Below are 19050 nucleotides of genomic sequence, written 5' to 3'. Positions count from 1 at the left end.
GGTGTGTCACGGCCTCTGCAAGGGCGTCCACCGGGGAGAGCTGGATTCGACAAATGCACCGGAAGTTTTCTTCGCCCGCCAGCCGAGGGCCGTCGGAGTGGGCTCGCCGCCCTCGGCGAACCGCTCAAAGGCCAGGCCTGCGTCGAGAACGGCGTGCAGGAGGTCGGGCAGCGGCAGGTGGGCGGCGCCGACCTTGTCCCGCAGTCCCTGGTCGGTCCAGGACGCCGTGGTCCAGCCGGGCTCCCGGTACCCGGGCCGGATCACGACGGCGTGCTCGTCGGAGCGATCGGCGAACCCGCCGCAGAAGCACGGGTGCACACCGACGTGCACGAACACCCCGCCCGGCGCGAGGATCCGCGCCGCTTCGCGGAGCACGGCCGGGTAGGCGGGCATGTCGGTGTGGACCATGATCGCCACGACCGCGGCCAGGGACCCGGTGGCGACGGGAAGCGCCCCGGCATCACCTTGCGCGACCGGCAGCCGTCCTGTCGCGTGGTGCAGCATTCCGGCGGAGACGTCGACGCCGAGCGGGGACCAGCCGAGCTCGCGGATCGTCCCCGCGTGGACGCCGGTGCCGCAGCCCAGCTCGAGGCACGGCCCGGAGCCGGGGCCGAGGAGCTCCCGCAGCGCGGGTCCGAGGGCCAGGGGGTCTTCGCGCTGCGTGGCGAGGAAGGTCGTCTCGTACCAGTCGGCGATCGCGTCGTAGGCCGTCATGCCTCCCGTGTACCGGGCAGGTGCGCGGCGTGGCCACGGATTCCGCGGCCGGCGGAACGTCAGAGCAAGCCGAGCACCGCGGGCCCGACTCTTCGTATGCGATGTCCAGCAGCGGCGTGGTCGTGATGGCCAAGGGCGGTGATCCTTCCAGCTGACGCTTGCTTAGACTGCAGACATGAGCAAGCGCTTAGTGGTCATGGGGGACTCGTTCACCGAAGGCGTCGGGGACGACGATCCGGCCGCCCCGAACGGGGTGCGTGGCTGGGCCGACCGCGTCGCCGAGCAGCTCGCCGCGCGCGAGCCGGGTTTCCGCTACGCCAACCTCGCCATCCGCGGCAAGCTGCTGCCGCAGGTGCTGGGCGAACAGCTCGAGCCGGGGCTCGCCCTGGACCCGGACCTCGTCTCCCTCTACGCCGGCGGCAACGACCTCATGCGGCCCAAGGTCGACATCGACACGATGCTCGTCGACTACGAAGCCGCCGTCGCCCGGATCCGGGCGACCGGCGCCCGCCTGATCCTGTTCACCGGCGTCGACGGTGTCGAGGACCCGCTGTTCCGCGCCATCCGGGGCCGGGTGGCGATCTACAACGAGCTCGTGCGCGGCATCGCGGCCCGCCACGACGCCTTGCTGGTGGACCTGTGGTCGATGCGGCAGCTGTGCGACCGCCGGTTCTGGGCGCCGGACCGCCTGCACCTCAACGCGCTCGGGCACACCGAGGTCGCCATCGAGGTGCTGCGGGTCCTCGGCGTCGAACACCCGTTGCTCAGCCCGGAACTGGCGCCGCGCGCGGTGTTGAGCCCGGCCGCGCGCCGCAGCCAGAACCTGCAGTGGGCGCGGGAGCACGCGCTGCCGTGGGTGCGGCGGCGGGTGAAGGGCGAGTCCTCCGGGGACACGCTGACCGCGAAGCGCCCGACGCTGGAGCCGATGGGCTCAGCGCCGCTCCCCCGATGACGGGCGCAGGCCGTCGAAAAGGATCGCCACCGCCCGGTCGCGCAGCCGCGCGTCCGGGCCGGCGTACTCGGCGGCCTTCGCAACCCCGATGATCACGGTGATCAGCTCGCCGGCCACGAGGTCCTCGCGAACTGCCCCCGCCTGCTGCGCTCGTGACAGCAGCACGCCGAGGGATTCGACCAGCCGGGCGCCGATGTCGGACTTCGAAACCGGCACCGTGACGCCGGCGGCGGTGAGGGCTTCGAAGTAGGCGTTCTTCGCGCCGGACATCTCGATCCAGCTGGTCAGGAACGCGAAGAACGCGCCGCCCGGGTCCGCGGAGTCGGCCGCGACGACGGCTTCGGCTTCGTCGACGAACCGGCGCAGCCGGGCGACGAGCACCGCTTCGAGCAGGGCTTCCTTCGTCGGGAAGTGCCGGAACACGGTGCCGATGCCGACACCGGCGGCGCGGGCGACCTCTTCGGTCGGCGCCCCGGTGCCCTTGGCGGTGAACACGCTCTCGGCCGCCTCCAGCACGCGCGCCCGGTTGCGCCGGGCGTCGGCGCGCAGCGGCTTCGAGTCGGCGGGATCAGCGGCGGGGCTCACCAGTCGATCGTAACGGGGCTTCGTCGGGCAGCGTGTCCAGCAACCGGGCCAGCGCCTTCGGCACGTGGGAGCGCCAGCCGCCGCCCATGATCCGGCGCGAGACCCGCTGGAACTCATCGTCCGGGTCGAACCCCTCGTGGCTGAGGAAGAGCCGGGTGCCGGTGCCTTCGGGCTCGAGCCGCCAGGTGACCGTCCACTGCGGACCCCAGCGGATGCTCAGCTTGCGCTCGGGCTCGACCTCGAGGACCTCACACGCCACCGGGCCGCCGGCGAACCCGGCCGCGGGCACCGGCTCGGCCAGGAGCTCGAACCGGTGTCCCACCACGGGTTTGATGTCGTTTGGCATGTTGATCCAGCGTTCGAGCAGGTCCGGTTCGGTCAGCGCGCGCCACACCTTGCGGGCCGGGTGGGCGAGGAACTGGTCGACGTGGATCGCGGTCGGATCGTCGTCGGTCACAGCCCGTCCTCCTCGTCCAGCAGGTCACGAAGGTTCGCGAGCTTGCTCCGCCAGAAGCGCTCGTACGGCGTGAGCCAGTCCGCGACTTCTTCGAGCGGAGCCGCGTCCAGCCGGTAGACGCGGTTGCGGCCCTGACGCTGCTCGTTGACCAGGCCCGCCTCACGAAGCACCCGAAGGTGTTCCGAGAGGCTGGGCCGGGCCATCTCGAACCGCTCGGCGATCGCACCGGCGGCCATCGGGCCGTCCAGCAGCAGCCGCAGGACCTCACGCCGCGCCGGGCTGGCGAGGGCGGCGAAGACGTCGTCGTTGACCGGCATCAGCTCGGCACGTTGCCGAAGTCCGACGGCTCGAGCAAGCCGAGGGTGTGGCCGTCGAGGTCCTTGAAGGACGTCGCGCGCCCCCACGGCCGCTCCTCCGGGTCGGCGACCTCGACACCGGCGGCCCGCAGTGCGGCGACGTCGGTGTCGAGGTCGGTGGTCTGCAGCTGGAAGTGCCGCGGGCCCGGCTCGATCCCGGTGACCTGCTGGTCGGTCAGCACCACCCCGGTCTGCGCACCCTTCGGCGCGACCATCACGAACCGCCCGCCCTCCGGCGTGCGGCGGTCGACGAGTGCTTCGAAGCCGAGCTTGCCGACGTAGAAGTCCCGTGCGCGGGCGTGGTCGGTGACGGGCAGGGTCAGGAACTGCAAGTGGGTGATCGTCATGCCGGCGACATTACGTAGGACATCTCCTACATGTCAACCGGGCTGCCGAACCACCGCTCCAGCGCCACCCGCAGGGTTTTGCGCTCCCCCTCGTCGGGATCATCCGAATCGGATGCCCAGGCGACGTATCCGTCGGGACGCACGAGCATCGCGGTGGCCGGAGCCGACGCCTTCCCGGTGACAACGTCGACGCGGTCGGCCCAGCCCTTCGCCTCGTCACCGAGGGATGCGCCCGCGGTGAAGTCCAGCAGGAGCGGCCGGGCGCTCCTCGTCAACTCGGCGAGCCGGGTGCCGTCGGCCAGCTCGAGGTCCGGGGCCCACCGGCCGTCGAGCGGGTGGTCGGTGCCCGGCTCGTACCGGACGTCGGCGCCGGACATGAGGTCCGCGATGTGCTGCACCGTGCTCGGCTGCCGGAGCAGCTCGCCGAACAGCTCGCGCAGCGCCGTCACCTCGCCGCCCGGCGCGATCAGCGCGGACTGGGCCTGGGTGTGCATCACGACGCGCTCGGCGACCGGGCGGCGTTCGCCCTCGTAGGTGTCGAGCAGGCCGGCGGGAACCCGGCCGTGCACCACGGCGGCGAGCTTCCAGCCGAGGCCGACCGCGTCCTGCAAGCCGAGGTTGAGCCCGGGCCCGCCGATCGCGGAGTGGACGTGCGCCGCGTCCCCGACCAGGAGCACCCGGCCGTCGCGGAAGCGGTCGGCGAGCCGGGTGTTGCGGCCCCGCAGCCGTCGCAGCAGGTGCGGACCGTCACCCTCCGGCGGGCCGATGGGCAGGTCGGCACCGAGGACACGGCGGATGCTGGCGCGCTGTTCGTCGAGCGTCATCGGGCGCTCGTCGTCACCTTCCTCGCCGGTCCACTCCATCGTGGTGACGAGCGTCCGCCCGGGGAACGGCGCGAAGACGAAAAGGCCGGTTTCGGTGCGGTAGTGGAAGAACGGCGGGATGACGCCGTGCCCGGGCACCTGCAAACCGCCGGACGCGGGGTCGACGAGCTCCGCGGGCACGGTGGCGTTCGCGGTGTGGGAGAGGGTGCGGTCTTCGGTGACACCGGGGAAGCCGATGCCGGCGAGCTTGCGTGTGACGCTCTTGCCGCCGTCCGCGCCGACGAGGTAGCGCGTCGTGAGCCCGTAGGTGCCGTCGGGGCCGGCAACGTCGATCGTGACCGCTTCGGCGTCCTGGGTCAGGCCGGTCAGCTCGTGACCGCGGCGGATCTCGACACCCAGTTCGGCAGCCCGCTCGACGAGCATCGCCTCGATCTGCCGCTGCGGCACACCCAGGATGTTGAGCGAGTTGTGCTCGGCGAGGGTGAGGTCGAGGCGCATCGCCCCGAAGACGAACGCGGGCGCGGCCGGCCCGATCGGCCCGGCCAGCCGCTCGTGCAGGCCGCGGCGGTCGAGCAGGCGGACGACCTGGCCGACAAGCCCGTTGGCGCGGTTCTCGGTGGTCGGCTCGGGCAACCGTTCCAGGACCAGCGGGCGGATGCCGGCCAGGGCGAGCTCGCAGGCGAGCATGAGCCCGTTCGGGCCGGCTCCGGCGATGACGACGTCTTCCATGGCGGAAACTCCTTGCGGTGGAAGGAAAAGGGCATGACGAACCAGCCCGGCGGGTGCCGGGCGCCCCAGGTGTCCAAAAAGGTCAGTGCGGTTCGGGCAGACCGGCGGCGAGCCGGCCGAACACGTCCCGCAGGAGCTCGTCCATCGGCGGTTGCGGCTCGGCGCGGAGCCACTCCCGTGTGACGACGTTCAGCGCGGCGCCGACCACACCGGCGACGAGCCAGGCATAGAGGTCGTCGGCGCCGGTGCGTTCGGCGACGACGTGAGCGATCTCGGCTTCGGCCGCCGCGCCGGCCTTCTGGAACTCGCCCTGCAGTGCGGGTTCCGCGACCATCAGCCGGAGTCCTTCGGCCCACGAATGGTCCGCCGGCCGCCCTTCGGTCACCGGCTCACCGAGGGCGAACCCGGCCAGCGTGGCTCCCGTGATGGCTTCCCAGATCGGCTCGCCGGCCGGGCGCTCGCGCAGCGCCGCGGCGATCGCGCGGGCCCGGTCGTGGTGGCGGGCGACGATGGCTTCGCCCTTGGTGCCGAAGTAGTTGCTGAACGTCCGGGTGGACACCCCGGCCTCGGCGGCGATGTCTTCGACCCGGACGTTGTCGTAACCGCGTTCGACGGTCAGCCGGATCGCCGCCCAGCTCAGCGCGATCCGCGTCTGCTGCTTCTTGCGCTCCCGGAGCCCGGCGCCGTCGGTGTCCATGACTCCAAGGTAGCAAAACTTGCAGACTCTGCAAAGTTACCGAATCTGCAGTTTTGTGGCGCGGTATACTCGTTTCGTGGCGCAACGAAACGAACGGGCCGAACTGGCCCGCGCGGTGATGGAACTGCTCGACCAGGGCCACCGGGGGATCTCGCGGCACCTGGACCTGACGAGGATGCGGATCCTCGGCACAGTCGCCGCCCAGGGACCGCTCCGGCCGGGCACGATCGCCGCCGGGCTCGGGCTCACCGCGTCGGCCACCAGCCGGCACCTGACCGCACTCGAACGGGCGGGCCGGATCGCCGTCGAACCGGACCCGGCCGACCAGCGCACCTTCCTGGCGCGAGTGACGGAGACCGGGCAGGCCGAGCTGGACTCGGCCGTCGAGGCCGGATCGGCGGCGTTCGCGGAGGTTGTCGCCGACTGGCCGGACGAGGACATCGTGACCGCGCGACGACTGATCACCCGCCTGACCGAGGCGTGGGCCGGCCGCGGTGAACCACCGGCACCCCGGCCCGAGCCGGGATGGCGCCGGGCGCGCCGGACGGAGGAGGAGTAGATGACAGTGACTTCGACGGACCGCCGGGTTCCGGCGGCGGTGCAGGTGGCCCGGCTGCTGTTGGTGCTCATCGCGCTCAGCCACCTCGTGGTGCCGATCGTCATGGCGGCCGGCGAGGGCGCGCTGCGGGACCTGATCGCGACCCAGCACCCCGCATTCGGTGCTGCCGAGGTGGCGCGTTCCGCGGACATCGCCGTGGTCTCCGGCGCGGTGTTCCACGGTGTGCTGCTGCTCGTCTGCTTGCTGCTGGCGGCGAAGCTGGCCGGGGCGCGGCCGTGGACCCGCCGGCTGACGACGGTCTCCCAGCTGCTGTCGGTGGTGTTCAGCGTCTTCTCGTGGTCGTCGTCCCCGATGTTCCACGCCGTCATCCCGGTGGTCGGCATTCTCCAGGTCGCGGTGGTCGCCTTGCTCTGGGTGCCGGGACCGGCTCGGCGGTTCTTCACGCGTTAGCCACGATCACGGTCATCGATCGCCGAATTCGTCGACGGGCGTCACACTGTTGTGTGACATCAGTCACCGGAGGTGTTGCGAGATGGTCCTGGGAGACAACGGCATCACTCACAAGGTGGAGCCGGACAGCAAGACGGGGCAAGTGCAGGTACGGCGTGCGGCGCTGGCGAGTGCGGTCGGCACGACCATCGAGTGGTACGACTTCTTCCTCTACAACACTGCGGCGGCCTTGGTCTTCCCGCACCTGTTCTTCCCCGCGTCGAGCGCGTACGCGGGAGCGATGCAGTCGTTCGCGACCTACGCGGTCGGGTTCGCGGCCCGCCCGGTGGGCGCCGCGATCTTCGGGCACTGGGGTGACCGGATCGGCCGGAAGGCGACGCTGATCGTCACGCTGCTGCTGATGGGCATCTCCTCCGGCATCGTCGGGATGCTGCCCGGGACGGCGTCGATCGGGTTCGCGGCACCGCTGATCCTGGTGCTGCTGCGGCTGGTCCAGGGCATCGCCATCGGCGGTGAGTGGAGCGGGTCGGTGTTGCTCGCGATGGAGTGGGGCGATCAGAAGAAACGCGGGCTGCTCGGGAGTTCTGCGCAGATCGGCGTGCCGGTCGGGCTGGTGCTGGGCACCGGTGGGATGACGCTGCTGTCGGCCGTCCTCTCCCCCGCGGCGTTCGACTCCTGGGGCTGGCGGCTGCCGTTCCTGGCGAGCCTGATCCTGGTCGCGGTCGGGCTGGTGATCCGGCTGAAGATCCTCGAGACGCCGATGTTCGCCCGGCTCGTCGCGAACAAGGAGACCGCGCGGACGCCGGTGCTCGACGCGATCCGCCACCACTGGCGCGAGATCCTGCTCTCGGCCGGGGTGCGCTTCAGCGAGCAGATGCCGTTCTACCTGTTCACCAGCTACGTGCTGATCTACGTCGTGGCGCGGCACGAGTTCAGCAAGACGTTCGTGCTCAACGCCGTGCTGGTCGGCGCCGCGCTGGAACTGCTGATGATCCCGTTCTTCTCCCACCTGTCGGATCGATACGGGCGCAAGAAGGTGTACCTGTCCGGGGTTGTCCTCACCGGACTGATCGCGTTCCCCTACTTCGCGATCCTGACCAGCGGCGGGCACGCGCTGGTGTTCGTGATCGTCGTGGTGTCGTTCGTCCCGCACGCGCTGCAGTACGGCCCGCAGGCCGCGCTGATCGGCGAGAGCTTCCCGACACACCTGCGCTACGGCGGCGCGGGACTGGGTTACCAGCTGGCGTCGGTGTTCGCGGGCGGGCCGGCGCCGCTGCTGGCGACGTGGCTGCTGCACCAGACCGGGACGCCGTATTCGATCTCGGGGTACATCGTGCTGTCGGCGGTGGTTTCGGTGCTGTGCGTGATCTGGCTGAAGGACCGCTCGAAGGTGGACATCGACGACGCGAGCGTCTACCGCCGCGCCTGACGTCCGGGCTCCGACGGGGCTCCACTGTTGGCCACCCGCCAGCGCCCCAAGGCCGCCTTCGGTGCGCGAGACGCAACCAAGGCGGCCTTGGGTGCGCGAGACGCAACCAATGTGGCCTTGGGGCGGTCCCCTGAACGCCGTGAAGGCCTCCTTACCGGCCATAAGAGCCGGTAAGGAGGCCTTCAAAGACCAAACGTCAGCGGCGCGGGCCGCCCTGGGGGCCGCCGAACGGGGGCTGCTGCGGGAACGGTCCGCTGCCCGGGTTCTGCTGCGGCCCGCCGAACTGGCCCGGCGGCGGGGTCTGCGGCGGCGGGCCCTGGTACTGCTGGCCGCCCGGGGGCGGACCGGCGGGCGGCTGCTGCGGGTTCTGCGGCTGGGGCAGCCCGCTCTGCGGCGTCGACGGCTGCTGCGGCGCGGGCGCCACCTCGGTGCCGCGGTCTTCGTCCGCTTCGGGCTCCGGTGCGGGCTGCTGCGTCGGACGCGGGATCTGCGGCCGCGCCGGCGGCGTGCCGGTCGCCACGCCGAGCGCCGGAACCTCCTGGCGTGCCACCGCTTCCGCAGCGGCGACGGCCTCGGCGACCTTCGGGTCGCTCTTGGTCTCGAACCAGCTGGCGACCTCTTCGTCCTCGAGGTCGGGCTTGGCCGGGACGTCGTCCTCCTTCGGCGGCTCGTAGCGGAAGACGCCGTCGTCGCCGGGGGCGCCGAGCGCGCGGGCGAAGCCTTCGAGGGCCTTGCCGTAGTCGCTCGGGATCATCCAGACCTTGTTCGCGTCGCCCTGCGCCATCTGCGGGAGCGTCTGCAGGTACTGGTAGGCCAGCACCTCCGGCGTCGGGCGGCCGGCCTTGATCGCGGCGAACACCTTCTCGATCGCCTTCGCCTGGCCCTGCGCCTGCAGGTACCGCGCGGCCCGCTCACCCTGGGCCCGCAGGATCCGGGACTGCCGCTCGGCTTCGGCGGCGAGGATGGTGGCCTGGCGGGCACCTTCCGCGGAGAGGATCTGGCTCTGCTTCTGGCCTTCCGCGGTCTTGATCGCGGATTCCCGCTGCCCTTCGGCGGTGAGGATCATGGCGCGCTTCTCACGGTCGGCGCGCATCTGCTTCTCCATCGAGTCCTGGATGGAGGGCGGCGGGTCGATCGCCTTCAGCTCGACGCGGCCGACGCGGATGCCCCAGCGGCCGGTGGCCTCGTCGAGCACCCCGCGCAGCTGGGTGTTGATGGAGTCGCGCGAGGTCAGCGTCTGCTCCAGGCTCATGCCACCGACCACGTTGCGGAGCGTGGTGGTGGTCAGCTGCTCGACACCGACGATGTAGTTCGAGATCTCGTACACCGCGGCGCGCGAGTCGGTGACCTGGAAGTACACAACGGTGTCGATCGACACCGTCAGGTTGTCCTCGGTGATCACCGGCTGCGGCGGGAACGAGACGACCTGCTCGCGCAGGTCGATCCGGGCGCGCACCTTGTCCAGGAACGGCACGAGGATGTTCAGGCCGGGCGAGGCGACCGTGCGGAACCGGCCCAGTCGCTCGATCACGGCCGACTGCGCCTGCGGCACGACCATGACCGCCTTGGCGATCGTGATGATCACCAGCAAGGCCAATGCGATGACCAGGCCGATCACAAATCCGGTCAAGAGATCTTCCCCTTACCTAGTACCATTCTTGTGCGGTTGACGGTGTTCCGGGCGCCGCGGGCGGGCTGACCGCGAGCTTGAGCTCCTTGGCGGTGATGCCCCAGCGGCCGGTGGTGTCGTGCAGGACCGTCCACACTGTACGGTGCAGGTCCCCCGGTGCGGTGACGGCGCGCTCGGCCGTCGTCAGCCCGGCTTCCTGCCGCAACGCGGTGCGGGTGAGCTGCTCGATCGCGAGTGCCGGGTTCGCGGTTTCGTAGGTCGCCAGCCGCGCGTCCGTGACGGCGAAAATGACCTCGAAGCCGATGTGGACTTCCTTCCCGTCGCCGGTTTCGACGGCGCGGGGCGGCGCGGACAGGATCTGCTCGCCGAGGTCGACGCGGGCGCGGACCCGGTCGGCGAACGGGAGCACGAAATGCCGGCCGGGGCCGAGCACGGCGCGGAACCGCCCGCCGCGTTCGATCACCGCGGCCCGGCCCTCGGGGACGGTGACGAGGCCGAGGCTCACGGCTCGGCCGACACGACGGCGGTGGCGCCGGAGATCTCGACGACGGTGACGGACGTCCCGGGCGCGATCGGCTCGTGCGCCTCGGAGAGGCTGCGCGCCGACCAGACGTCGCCGGCCAGCTTCACCTGGCCGGCCTCGAAGTCCACTGTGGACACGACGACGGCGCGGGCGCCGATCAGCGCGTCGATCCCGGTCCGGTGGGCGGAGCCGGAGAGCAGCTTCCGCTTCAACGCGGGTCTCACCAGCATGAGCATGCCGACGGAGGCGACGGCGAACACGGCGACGTCGATGAAGAGGTTGCCGGTGAGCACCTCGGCGCCGGCGCCGAACAGCGCGCCGATGCCCAGCATGATCAGCACGAAGTCGCCGGAAACGACCTCGGCGATCACCAGGGCGATGCCGACGATCAACCAGATCAGTGCCCAAGACATGGCTTCATGCTCTCAGATCGCGCCGGTTCGCACCGGCGCAGCTACTCGACGTGACCTACGCGTGACCTTGGACAATTCGGACATTCAGCCCTCTTCCGTCGGCTCGGTGACGAAGTCGATGAGCCGTTCCACGGCCCCGATGAGCGGGGTCTCGAGGTCGCGGAAACTGCTCACCCCGCTCAGGACACGTTGCCAGCCTTCGAAAGGTTGCCCCCAGCCGAGCGCGTCGCAGATCCCCTGCTTCCACTCGGTGCCCCGCGGGATCTTCGGCCACGCCTTGATGCCGACCGCCTCGGGCCGCACGGCTTCCCAGACGTCGATGTACGGGTGCCCGGTGACCAGCACGTTCTCGTCGCGGACGGCGCTGACGAGCCGCGACTCCTTGCTACCGGGGACGAGGTGGTCGACCAGTACGCCGAGGCGACGGCCGGGTCCGGTGCCGAACTCGGCGATCCGGTCGGAAAGCACGTCGACGCCGTCCAGCGGCTCCACGACGACACCTTCGACCCGCAGGTCGTGGCCCCAGACGCGTTCGACCAGTTCGGCGTCGTGCTTGCCCTCGACCCAGATCCGCGAGTCGCGCGCGACGCGGGCCTGCAGGCCCTGCACCTTGACCGAGCCGGACGCCGAGACCTGCTTGACCGGCGCTTTCACGGTCTTCACCGGGACGAGCGTGACGGGCTTGCCTTCCAGCAGGAACCCGGCGGGTTCGAGCGGGAACACGCGGTGGCGGCCCTTGGCGTCCTCGAGCACGACGTTCCCGTACTCGATCTTCACCACCGCACCGCAGTAGCCGCTGGCCGGGTCTTCGACCACCAGGCCGGGCTCGGCGGGGACTTCCGGCACCTTCTTGCGGCGCGGGCCGGCGAGCACGTCGTCATAGGAGTGGGAGCGCACGACCCGGCACGCTAGTGGCCGGAAAGCCCCGGACGGGTCATGCCACGCCGGTCAGCGGGCCAACTCCAGGACCGCGTCGGTGAACGGCGACCGCTCGCCGCGGCGCAACGGCGACAATGCGACCAGCGGGGCCATTGCGACGCACCAGGCGCGGACGCGCTCGGCGTCGAAGCCCGCCACGTGCGGGGCGAGCGCGGCGAGGCCGTCGTCGATCGTGCCGCCCCTGGCCACGGGGACGAACATCCAGTCGATCGCGTCGAGCGAAGGGTCGCCGAGGCCGGGCCGCGGGTCGATGGCGACGGCGCCGCGGCCGGGTCCGGCGTCGAGGACGTTCGCGGGGTGCAGGTCGCCGTGGATCAGCGTGACCGGCCCGCTGGTGGCGAGTGCGAGCGCGCGCTCACGCCCCTTCTCCAGGACCTCGGCGCTCAGGTGCGCGGCGGCCGGGGATTCGCGGCGGCGGCGTTCGGAGAGGGTGAAGATGAACTCGATGCCCTCGGCCAGCCGCCGGAACTGCTCGATCGGTTCGACGGAGTGCAGTTGGTCGAGCATCTCGCCGATCTGCGCCCACGGGACGTCGCCGTCGAGCTGGGTGCCCGGGACGAGCCCTTCCAGGAGGATGGCGTTGGTGTCGAGGTCGGCGTCGAGCACCTGGACGACGCGGGAGCAGCCGGCCCAGGCGCGCAGCCCGGTGACCTCGAGCCGGGCCACCTCGGGGTCCGGGGTCAGCTTGAGGACACGCAGGTCGCCGCGGGGGCCGGTGCACAGCAGGGTGCGGCCGGTGTTGCCGGGCCGGGCTTCGCGGACCTCAAGACCCCACTTCGCCGTGAGCCGGGCGACGAGGTCCGGGAGGGTGTCGCACCAGGGTTCGGCCAGCTCCGCGCCGAAGCGGTCGACGAGCCGCGCGCGGGCCGCGTCGTCGATCAGAACAGGGGCCACGGGATGGCGCGCCAGTCGTCGCCGGGCTCCGGGAAGATGCCTTCGGCCAGCAGCAGGTCGGTGCGTTCGGCCAGGGCGCGGATCTCGAACTTCGTGATGTGCTCGGCGAGCGTCTTGCCGAGGCCGCCGTCGATCTCCGAGCGCAGCTTGCGCAGCTTCTCGACGGTGTCCGGCGGGACCGGTTCGCCGATCCAGCCCCACAGGACGGTCCGCAGCTTCGGGTCGGTGTGCAGGCAGATGCCGTGGTCGACGCCGTAGACGCGGCCGTCGAGGCCGGGCAGCAGGTGCCCGCCCTTGCGGTCGGTGTTGTTGACGACGATGTCGAGCACCGCGAGGTCGCGCAGCCCGGGGTGGTCGGCGTGGGCCAGCACCGCGGGTTCGCCGAGCCGGTCGTGGGCGTGCAGCACGACGCGCCAGCCGTCGGGCAGGTCTTCGGGGGCGCGGACCTCGACGAGATCGTCCTCGGTGGTCTCGACCCACAGCTGGACCATGCCGGGGCCGAAGGGCCCGTCACGCAGCACGGTCGGCGGGATGGCGCCGATGCCGGCGGCGTCGGCGATGATCGCGGTCGCGACCTCACGCCCGGCGAGTGTGCCGTCGGGGAAGTCCCAGAGCGGCCGCTCCCCCGACACCGGCTTGTAGACGACGCGGCCGGTGACGCCGTCGAGCTCGATGGCGCAGAAGAGCGTGACGTTCGAGGCGTCGACGAGCCGCCCTTCAACGTCGATGCGGCCGTGGGTGACGAGCTCGCGCGACGCCGGGTCGGCCGGGTCCGGCTGTTCCGCCGGCGTGTCGGCCATGGTCAGTCTTCGTCCGCGTCGGTTTCGCGCCGGTAGCCGTTCTGCCGGGGGCAGATGTGCCCGGTCGGGTCGAGCGGCTCCCCGCACAGCGGGCAGGGCTTGCGGCCGGCGTTGACAACGCGGTCGGTTCGCTCGGCGAAGGCGCGGGCGGCGGCCGGGGTGAGGAAGACGCGGACGGCGTCCGGGCCCTCCTCGGTGTCGTCGAGCACGACCGTCTCGTCGACCTCGCCCTCGGTGATGGCGAGCAGCTCGATGACGACGGCGCTGCTGTCGGCGTCCCAGCCCAGGCCCATGGTGCCGACCCGGAACTCCTCCTCGACCGGGACGGTGAGGGGGTCGACGTCGAGGAGGTCGTCCGGGGCGTCGTCAGGGACGTCGGCGCCGAAGCGGCTGGCGACTTCCTCGAGCAATGAGCCGAGGCGCTCCGCGAGGACGACGACCTGCTGCTTTTCGATGGCGACGCTGATGGTGCGCACGTCCTCGGAGGCCTGGAGGTAGAACGTGCGATCGCCGGGCTCGCCGACGGTGCCGGTGACGAACCGATCCGGCTGGCGGAAGACGTGGATTACGCGAGACATAGCACTGTCGACCCTAGGCCACCGGCGCATGATCGGCATCCGCCGCCCCACCCTTCGCGGGCCGCTAGCCTCTGGGGGTGTCTCGGATCTCCCCGTACGGAACCTGGTCTTCGCCCATCACCGCCGCCGAGGTGGCCGCCGCCGGCGGCGGCCCGCAGTGGCTCGACGTCGTCGGGGACGAGGTGTGGTGGGCCGAGGCGAGGCCCGGTGAGCAGGGGCGGGTCGCCCTGGTGCGGGCGGTGCCCGGCGGGACCGAGGACGTCCTGCCGGCGCCGTGGAACGTCCGCAACCGGCTGCACGAGTACGGCGGGCGGCCGTGGACGGTCGTGGGTGGTGTGGTGGTTTTCACGCATTGGGCCGACCAGCGGGTTTACGCGCTGAGCGAAACGGGTGTGGCGCCGCTGACACCGGAGCCCGCCGAGGCCCAAGGCGTCCGCTACGGCGACCTCCGGGCGGGGCGGCCGGGTGAAGTGTGGGCGGTGCGCGAGCGCAGTGTCGGGCCGCGCCCGACCGACGTCGAACGGGAACTGGTGGCGATCACCCTGGATGGCGGCGAGCGGGTGCTGGCCGCGAGCCACCGCTTCCTGACCGTGCCGAAGCTGTCGCCGGACGGGCGGCACGCCGCGTGGTTCGGCTGGGACCACCCGGCGATGCCCTGGGACGGCACCGAGCTGTGTGTGGCGCCCGTCGCCGCGGACGGGTCGTTCGGGCCGCACCGGGTGCTGGCCGGCGGCGCGGACGTGTCGGTGTGCCAGGTGGAGTGGGAGACGTCGTCGGCGCTGCTGGCGCTGCTCGACCCGGACGGCTGGTGGAACCTGCACCGGGTCGGGCTGGACGGGTCGGTGGTGAACGTCGCGCCGGTGGAGCGGGAGCTGGGCGGGCCGCTGTGGAAGGCGGGGTCGCGGTGGTTCGTCCCGTTGGGCGGCGGGCGGCACGCGGTGCTGGTGTCGGGGCGGCTGGCGATCCTCGACGAGGCTGACGGCTCGGTGACGCAGGTGGCCGAGGAGCTGACGGCCTGGTCGAGCACCGGGCTCGCGGCGCACGACGGCGGTGTGGTCGGGATTGCGGCCGGTCCGGTCCGCGAAGCCGCGGTGGTGCACTTCGCCGGTGGGGTGCTCGAAGACCTGACGCCGCAGCCGGAGCTGCCGGGCGCGTTCCTGCCGGTGCCGCAGGAGCGGGTGTTCACCACGATGGACGGTGAGGCGGTGCCGGTGGTGCTGTACCCGCCGGCGAACCCGGAGTTCGAGGCGCCCGAGGGTGCGCGGCCGCCGCTGCTGGTGCACGTCCACGGTGGGCCGACCGGGCAGCACCACGCGACGCTGGACCTGGAGATCGCGTACTTCACCAGCCGCGGCATCGCCGTGGCCGCGGTGAACTACGGCGGGTCGACCGGGTTCGGGCGGGCCTACCGCGAGCGGCTGCGCGAGCAGTGGGGTGTGGTGGACGTCGCCGACTGCGTCGCGGTGGCCGAGGCGTTGGTGGCGGCCGGGCTGGCCGACGGTGACCGGCTGGCGATCCGCGGTGGCAGCGCGGGCGGGTTCACCGCGGCGGCGTCGCTGACGACGACGAAGACCTACCGGGCGGGGACGGTGATGTACCCGGTGCTGGACCTGGCCGGGTGGACCGGCACCGAGGGTGACACGCACGACTTCGAGTCGCGTTACCTGGACGGGCTGGTCGGTCCGCTGCCGGCGGCGCGGCAGCGGTACGTGGAGCGCTCGCCGCTGGCCAACGCGGGGACGCTGGCCGGGCCGGTGCTGTTCCAGCAGGGGTTGGAGGACCGGATCTGCCCGCCGGAGCAGGCGGACCGGTTCGTGGCCGGGCTGGCCGGGCGGGGCATCCCGTATGCCTACCAGCGGTTTGCCGGGGAGCAGCACGGGTTCCGGCAGGCCGCGACGATCATCGCGGCCTTGGAGGCGGAGCTGTCGTTCTACGGCCAGGTGCTCGGGTTCGAGACGCCGGGAGTGGCCCGGCTGGAGCTGTCCCGGTGAGGCCGCCACGGCTGCGGGCCGGCGACACGCTGGCGGTGGTCGCGCCGGCCGGCCCGGTCCCGGCAGACCTGCTGGAGAAGGCGTTGCCGGTGCTGCGCGGTTGGGGCGTCGAAGTGCGCGTCGGGCCGTGTGTGACGGCCGAGCCGGGGGTGCCGCCGTATCTGTCCGGTTCGGACGCCGCGCGGGCGGCGGAGTTCACCGAGGCGTGGCTGGACCCCGGGGTGCGGTGCGTGCTGGCCGCGCGGGGCGGTTACGGCGTGCAGCGGATGCTGGACCTGGTCGACTGGGCGGCGTTGCGAGAGGCGGGCCCGAAGGTGCTGGCCGGGTCATCGGACATCACGGCGCTGCACCGGGCGGTGGACGTCCACTTGGGACTGTCCAGTTTGTTCTCGCCGATGCCGGCGAGCGTGCTGTTCGACGACTTCGCGGTGGAGCACCTGCGGCGGGCGTTGTTCGAGCCGGAGCGGAACCTGGTGGTGCGCGGCGGTTCGGCGCTGGTGCCGGGCCGGGCTTCGGGGACGGTGCTCGGCGGGAACCTGTCACTGCTGGCAGCCGGGCTCGGCACGCCGGAGCAGGGTTCGGCCCGCGACGCGGTGGTGCTGCTGGAGGACGTCACGGAGAGCGTGTACCGGCTGGACCGGATGCTGACGCAGCTGGTGCGCAGCGGCTGGTTCACCGGCGTCCGCGGAATCGTGCTGGGTTCGTGGGCGGCGTGCGGCGACCCGGCACAGGTCCGGGCGCTCGTCCTGGACCGCCTGGGCCCGCTCGGGGTGCCGATGCTGGAGGAGTTCGGGTTCGGGCACGTGGCGTCGTCGCCGACCCTGCCGCTGGGTGTGCCGGTGACCCTGGACGCTGACCTCGGGACGCTGACCTTCGACTCCCCCGCGCTCACATGAAGCTCTCGAGTGTCGAGGCCCGCGCCCGGTTTTCGGCGGCGCGGGTCGCACGGCTGGCGACGGTGTCTTCGGCCGGGGTGCCGCACCTGGTGCCGGTGACGTTCGCGGTGCGGGGTGACGAGGTGGTGTTCGCGGTGGACCACAAGCCGAAGTCTTCGGTGGCGTTGCGGCGGCTGCGGAACATCGCGGAGAACCCGGCGGTGTGTTTCCTGGCGGACGGGTACGCCGAGGACTGGTCGCAGTTGTGGTGGGCCCGGGCGGACGGGTCGGCGCGGGTGGTGTCTTCCCGGGACGAGCCGATCTCGTGGCTGGTGGAGAAGTACGAGCAGTACCGCGAGCGGCCGCCGGAGCACGCGGTGGTGTCAACGACGGTGCACACCTGGAGCGGCTGGACCGGTGGTTGATTCGATTGGACCGGCGGTTGATTAGATGGCTCCGGACGGCGCCGGGCTGGTTGGCTGAGGATGGGCTGCACAGCGCTGCCGGTGACCGTCTACCACCGGCAGCTGTGAGTGTGCGCGGCCGCCGTGCCTGAGCCAAGGTTGATCACATGACGACGCAGTGGGAGTACAAGGTCCAGACCTACAAGCTCGGGTGGAAGGGCTTCAAGTACGACCAGGTCGAACAGGACCTCACCGAACACGGCCGAGAAGGCTGGGAGGCGTTCTCCACCCTCGCCCCGAGCTTCGGGCAGGGGCAGGCGATGGAGATCGCCGTGCTGTTGAAGCGCCCGGCTGCCGGCTGAGGTCAGTCGCGGAGGAACTTCTCCGGGCGGCGCCAGGCGTCGATCAAGCCGAGCGGGTCCGGGCGCAGCAGCGAAGCCGCCGCGTACAGGCTGGCCACCACCACCAGCGCGATGAACCACCAGTCGTACAGCGCCTGCTCGCCCGTCGGGTAGTAGACCAGCGTCACGAACACCGACACCGCCACCACCAGCGCCTGGTGCCGCGGCTGCCACTTGAACGCCGACAGCAGGACAAAACCCCAGGTCAGGTACCACGGCAGGGTCGGCGGCATGAGGATCGCGACCGCGAGCAGGGAGATCCCGGCGCGGTAGACGGCTTCGGTGCCGCCGTTGCGGGCGAGCCACCACTGGCGGATGCCGAAACCGATGAGCAGGAGCATGCCGGCCGCGCGGGCGACCGTGACGAACGGGGACACCTGGACGTCCACGATCAGGTGGACCAGGTTGTAGAACACCTCGCCGATGCCGGTGGGGATGTTCAGCCAGTTCGCGATGAGCTGCGGGGCCTTGAGCCCGGACCACCAGCCGAGGTTGAGCGACCCCAGCGAGATCCAGGTGCCGGCGACGAACACCGGGAGGAACAGCCCGACCGACGCCGCACCCGCGCGCAGGAAGTTGCGGACCTTCGACTCGCCTTCGAGGTGGTTGGCCCAGATCCACACCATGAACGGCAACGCGATCGCCGCGGTCGGCTTGATGAGCATGCCGATCGTCACCAGCACGACCGCGATGACGTGCTTGCGTTCCAGGACGGCGAGGACGCCGATGGTCAGGAACGCGAGCATCATCAGGTCGTTGTGCGGGCCGCCGAAGAGGTGGATGACCATCATCGGGCTGGCCACCGCGAGCCACAGCGCGACCGGGAGCTTGCCGCCGAGGTGCTTGACCAGCCGCGGCAGCGCCCACAGCGTGCCGGCCAGGCCGGCGAGCAACACGACGCGCATCAGGATGACGCCGAGGATCATGTTGTCGCCGCTGACCGAGACGACGCCCTTGGAGATCAGCAGGAACAGCGGCCCGTACGGGGCGGGCGTGGTCTGCCAGAGCGGGTGGACGTTCTGCACCACGTTCGGCAGCACGTCGAGCTCGGCGGGGCCGTTGGCGTACGGGTCGAGCCCGTAGAGCAGCTGGGCGCCCTGGCCGAGGTAGGAGAAGACGTCGCGGGTGAACAGCGGCGGCGAGATGAGCAGCGGCGCCATCCAGCAGCCGGCCGCGACCAGGATCGGGCGGCTGCCGATGCGGCCGGCCAGCACGTAGCGGCCGAGCCGGACCCACGCCCACACGACGAGGCCGAAGCCGGTGTAGAGGACGGCGTTGGCGAGCATGCGCCCGTGGCCGTAGCGGATCCACGAGAGCGGGCCGTGGCCGAGCACGGGGTCCTTGATCAGGATGCCGCCCGCGCCGAAGGCGGCGAGCATGAGCAGGGTGCTCCCGACCGTGCCCATCGCGATCGTGCGGTACGGGAAGCGCGAGGGCATGAGAAGCCGCTCGGCCAGTCCGGCCGAGGACGTCTGTGCGGGGTCGGTGGTGGTCGCCATTTCC

The 19050-nt window shown here is 71.6% G+C and carries 23 protein-coding genes; 8 read left to right on the top strand and 15 right to left on the bottom strand.

The features are described 5' to 3' along the window. Window positions 1-6: 6 nt before the first annotated feature. A complete protein-coding gene (locus tag ACIA5G_RS38745) occupies window positions 7-714 on the bottom strand; it encodes a class I SAM-dependent methyltransferase (protein ID WP_395932568.1) in 708 nt (235 codons plus the stop codon). A 175-nt stretch (window positions 715-889) separates the two neighbouring features. Here ACIA5G_RS38745 and ACIA5G_RS38740 point away from each other — a divergent pair, with 175 nt between their 5' ends. Further along, a complete protein-coding gene (locus ACIA5G_RS38740) occupies window positions 890-1666 on the top strand; it encodes an SGNH/GDSL hydrolase family protein (protein WP_395932566.1) in 777 nt (258 codons plus the stop codon). Here the strand turns inward: ACIA5G_RS38740 and ACIA5G_RS38735 are convergent. The 6 genes from ACIA5G_RS38735 to ACIA5G_RS38710 form a co-directional block, all read right to left on the bottom strand. Further along, window positions 1646-2251, bottom strand: coding sequence for a TetR/AcrR family transcriptional regulator (locus ACIA5G_RS38735; protein ID WP_395932564.1), 606 nt, complete (start codon window positions 2249-2251; stop codon window positions 1646-1648). The two genes, ACIA5G_RS38740 and ACIA5G_RS38735, sit on opposite strands and share 21 nt — an antisense overlap. Continuing rightward, entirely contained in the window at window positions 2235-2708 is a 474-nt protein-coding gene (locus ACIA5G_RS38730; RefSeq protein WP_395932562.1) for an SRPBCC domain-containing protein, read from the bottom strand. Before ACIA5G_RS38730 ends, ACIA5G_RS38735 begins: the two co-directional genes overlap by 17 nt. After that, window positions 2705-3025: a metalloregulator ArsR/SmtB family transcription factor gene (locus tag ACIA5G_RS38725; RefSeq protein WP_395932560.1), complete on the bottom strand. Its 321-nt coding sequence runs from the start codon at window positions 3023-3025 to the stop codon at window positions 2705-2707. Before ACIA5G_RS38725 ends, ACIA5G_RS38730 begins: the two co-directional genes overlap by 4 nt. Then, entirely contained in the window at window positions 3025-3411 is a 387-nt protein-coding gene (locus ACIA5G_RS38720; RefSeq protein WP_395932558.1) for a VOC family protein, read from the bottom strand. The genes ACIA5G_RS38725 and ACIA5G_RS38720 overlap by 1 nt, the downstream gene beginning before the upstream one ends. A 26-nt stretch (window positions 3412-3437) precedes the next feature. Then, window positions 3438-4964: an FAD-dependent monooxygenase gene (locus ACIA5G_RS38715; protein WP_395932556.1), complete on the bottom strand. Its 1527-nt coding sequence runs from the start codon at window positions 4962-4964 to the stop codon at window positions 3438-3440. 82 nt (window positions 4965-5046) lie between these two features. Next, window positions 5047-5661 (bottom strand): TetR/AcrR family transcriptional regulator, encoded by a 615-nt coding sequence (locus ACIA5G_RS38710; protein WP_395932554.1) that lies wholly within the window; start codon window positions 5659-5661, stop codon window positions 5047-5049. 76 nt (window positions 5662-5737) lie between these two features. Between ACIA5G_RS38710 and ACIA5G_RS38705 the strand changes: the two genes are divergently transcribed. From ACIA5G_RS38705 to ACIA5G_RS38695, 3 genes are all read left to right on the top strand, one after another. Next, window positions 5738-6220 carry a MarR family winged helix-turn-helix transcriptional regulator gene (locus tag ACIA5G_RS38705; RefSeq protein ID WP_395932551.1) on the top strand — a complete coding sequence of 161 codons (483 nt, stop codon included), beginning with the start codon at window positions 5738-5740 and terminating at the stop codon, window positions 6218-6220. After that, the gene (locus ACIA5G_RS38700) at window positions 6221-6670 is read left to right on the top strand and encodes a hypothetical protein (RefSeq protein WP_395932549.1); all 450 of its coding nucleotides are present in this window, start codon (window positions 6221-6223) and stop codon (window positions 6668-6670) included. A gap of 82 nt (window positions 6671-6752) precedes the next feature. After that, window positions 6753-8099 carry an MFS transporter gene (locus ACIA5G_RS38695; RefSeq protein ID WP_395932547.1) on the top strand — a complete coding sequence of 449 codons (1347 nt, stop codon included), beginning with the start codon at window positions 6753-6755 and terminating at the stop codon, window positions 8097-8099. Window positions 8100-8295: 196 nt separating this feature from the next. Here the strand turns inward: ACIA5G_RS38695 and ACIA5G_RS38690 are convergent, their stop codons facing one another. The 7 genes from ACIA5G_RS38690 to ACIA5G_RS38660 form a co-directional block, all read right to left on the bottom strand. Next, entirely contained in the window at window positions 8296-9657 is a 1362-nt protein-coding gene (locus ACIA5G_RS38690) for an SPFH domain-containing protein (RefSeq protein WP_395933061.1), read from the bottom strand. Window positions 9658-9745: 88 nt separating this feature from the next. Further along, window positions 9746-10234 (bottom strand): SPFH domain-containing protein, encoded by a 489-nt coding sequence (locus tag ACIA5G_RS38685; RefSeq protein ID WP_395932545.1) that lies wholly within the window; start codon window positions 10232-10234, stop codon window positions 9746-9748. After that, complete coding sequence (locus tag ACIA5G_RS38680; RefSeq protein ID WP_395932543.1) at window positions 10231-10665, bottom strand: NfeD family protein; 435 nt, start codon at window positions 10663-10665, stop codon at window positions 10231-10233. Before ACIA5G_RS38680 ends, ACIA5G_RS38685 begins: the two co-directional genes overlap by 4 nt. Before the next feature lie 84 nt (window positions 10666-10749). Then, window positions 10750-11562, bottom strand: coding sequence for a DUF3097 domain-containing protein (locus tag ACIA5G_RS38675; protein WP_395932541.1), 813 nt, complete (start codon window positions 11560-11562; stop codon window positions 10750-10752). Between the two features lie 51 nt (window positions 11563-11613). Further along, window positions 11614-12498: an aminoglycoside phosphotransferase family protein gene (locus tag ACIA5G_RS38670; RefSeq protein WP_395932539.1), complete on the bottom strand. Its 885-nt coding sequence runs from the start codon at window positions 12496-12498 to the stop codon at window positions 11614-11616. Continuing rightward, window positions 12483-13298: an SCO1664 family protein gene (locus ACIA5G_RS38665; protein ID WP_395932537.1), complete on the bottom strand. Its 816-nt coding sequence runs from the start codon at window positions 13296-13298 to the stop codon at window positions 12483-12485. The genes ACIA5G_RS38670 and ACIA5G_RS38665 overlap by 16 nt, the downstream gene beginning before the upstream one ends. A gap of 2 nt (window positions 13299-13300) precedes the next feature. After that, entirely contained in the window at window positions 13301-13876 is a 576-nt protein-coding gene (locus ACIA5G_RS38660; protein ID WP_395932535.1) for a DUF3090 domain-containing protein, read from the bottom strand. Between the two features lie 77 nt (window positions 13877-13953). Between ACIA5G_RS38660 and ACIA5G_RS38655 the strand changes: the two genes are divergently transcribed. The 4 genes from ACIA5G_RS38655 (at window position 13954) to ACIA5G_RS38640 (ending at window position 17508) form a co-directional block, all read left to right on the top strand. Beyond that, window positions 13954-15867 (top strand): prolyl oligopeptidase family serine peptidase, encoded by a 1914-nt coding sequence (locus ACIA5G_RS38655; protein ID WP_395932533.1) that lies wholly within the window; start codon window positions 13954-13956, stop codon window positions 15865-15867. Continuing rightward, window positions 15864-16763: an LD-carboxypeptidase gene (locus ACIA5G_RS38650; protein WP_395932531.1), complete on the top strand. Its 900-nt coding sequence runs from the start codon at window positions 15864-15866 to the stop codon at window positions 16761-16763. Before ACIA5G_RS38655 ends, ACIA5G_RS38650 begins: the two co-directional genes overlap by 4 nt. Beyond that, window positions 16760-17167, top strand: a complete 408-nt coding sequence (locus ACIA5G_RS38645; RefSeq protein ID WP_395932529.1) for a TIGR03668 family PPOX class F420-dependent oxidoreductase — start codon at window positions 16760-16762, stop codon at window positions 17165-17167. The genes ACIA5G_RS38650 and ACIA5G_RS38645 overlap by 4 nt, the downstream gene beginning before the upstream one ends. A gap of 146 nt (window positions 17168-17313) precedes the next feature. Continuing rightward, the gene (locus ACIA5G_RS38640) at window positions 17314-17508 is read left to right on the top strand and encodes a DUF4177 domain-containing protein (RefSeq protein WP_395932527.1); all 195 of its coding nucleotides are present in this window, start codon (window positions 17314-17316) and stop codon (window positions 17506-17508) included. A 2-nt stretch (window positions 17509-17510) separates the two neighbouring features. On the opposite strand, the gene mptB is transcribed toward ACIA5G_RS38640, so the two are convergent. Then, entirely contained in the window at window positions 17511-19046 is a 1536-nt protein-coding gene (mptB, locus tag ACIA5G_RS38635) for a polyprenol phosphomannose-dependent alpha 1,6 mannosyltransferase MptB (RefSeq protein WP_395932525.1), read from the bottom strand. Window positions 19047-19050 lie beyond the last annotated feature (4 nt).

This window comes from Amycolatopsis sp. NPDC051758, assembly GCF_044453095.1.
In the GTDB taxonomy this organism is placed as follows: domain Bacteria; phylum Actinomycetota; class Actinomycetes; order Mycobacteriales; family Pseudonocardiaceae; genus Amycolatopsis.
Note: the sequence above shows the minus strand (reverse complement) of the source record. Positions and strands in the feature narration are given on the sequence as shown.